The organism is Enterococcus sp. 10F3_DIV0382 (genome assembly GCF_002140245.1).
Taxonomy (GTDB): domain Bacteria; phylum Bacillota; class Bacilli; order Lactobacillales; family Enterococcaceae; genus Enterococcus_B; species Enterococcus_B lactis.
The window spans coordinates 1,181,261-1,182,833 of sequence record NZ_NGMF01000001.1; the positions used below are offsets into that span (position 1 = coordinate 1,181,261).

Annotated in this window: 1 protein-coding gene; it reads left to right on the plus strand. The window is 27.1% G+C overall.

What is annotated here, in order from left to right:
* A partial coding sequence (locus A5849_RS05935) for a glycosyltransferase (protein ID WP_086309992.1) occupies window positions 1–1,120 on the plus strand: 1,120 nt, incomplete at its 5' end.
* Between the last annotated feature and the right edge of the window lie 453 nt (window positions 1,121–1,573).

A 1,573-nucleotide genomic window follows, 5' to 3' on the forward strand; every position in this document is an offset into this window, starting at 1 on the left:
GGATAATTGGAGTTATCAAGAAAATTTGATTCCGAAATATCATAAAAAAATGGGATATGATGTTACTATAGTGGCAAGTCCATTAAGTTTCTCTGGAGACGGAAAAAAGACAATATCCTTGCCAAATGGAACCCATTACTTATTAGATGGAACGAAGGTGATACGAATACCTTTTAATAAATGGCTTCCGTATAAAATTTCTAAAAGATTTAGAATAATGGAAAATCTATATTTACTTCTTTTAAGAGAGAGACCTGATATCATATTTGTTCACGGTGTACAAACTAGAGAAATAAAAAATATAAAAAAATATATGGTTAATTTTCCAAACACCAAATTATTTATTGATAATCATGCAGATTTTTCCAATAGTGCAAGAACGTTTACCTCAAAAATATTGCTTCATGGAATAGTATGGAAATTTTATGCTAGGAGCATAGAAAAATATGTAGATAAATTTTATGGTGTACTCCCAGCACGTACTGATTTTCTTGTTAATATGTATAAACTCCCCCCTAAAAAAGTTGAACTTCTAATAATGGGGGGAGATGATGAATATATAGATAAATATAATAAATATGATGTTTCAAGAGAATACCTTCAAGAAAGTTTCTCTATAGATAAAAATGATTTTATTATTGCTACTATTGGAAAAATAGATATAGCCAAAAAGGAAATTTTTAATCTTATTGAAAGTGTAAAAAATATAGAAAATTCAAGAACCAAGTTATTAATATTTGGTAGTGTTATTGATGAACTTAAAAGCAAATTTGATTTATTGATAGATAATGAAAAAATCATTTATGGTGGCTGGCTTAACAATGAGCAATTTTATAAGATATTTAATGGAGTAGATTTATGCGTATTTCCTGGAAGACATTCAGTTTATTGGGAGCAATGTGTATCAATCGGAAAACCGATTATTGCTAAAAAGTGGGAAGGTACTGAACATGTAAACACAAAAAATAATGTTCTTTTTGTTGAAAATAGTTCAGTTGAAGAACTAAGTGAAGCTATTATAGAAATGAGAAGAAATTATTCTTTATTTAAAACCAGGGCAGAGAAAGCACAAAAGGGATTTAGATATAGTGAAATTTCTAAGATAAGTATTAATATATAAATGCTAATTGAAAGGATTGATAGATGATTGATTCACTTTAATAAATATAATCAATTTCTCATTGTGACAGCAATGGGATTGGTATATAGTTACGGATTGGAGAATGTGATAAAAATAACAGATGCTACAACACCTATTTCTCTTATATTTTTTATACTAGTATTATTTGTAATGATAAAGGAAAAAAAGATATTTAAATTTCAAATTATGGATATGTTGATTTTATTACTGATATCTTACTCGTTATTAATTGGCATATTTACGTCTACTGCACTGGAAACAATACAGTTTATCTTTTATTCTTGTATTTTTTATTTTTTTGGGAGATTCATCATATTAGATAACAGCAAAGTTTTAAAACAAACTATTTTCTTATTTTCAAGTATTATAATTGTTGCATTAATATTTCAGTATGTGTCAAATTCACAAAGTTTTGGTAGGGTAATGCTAAAC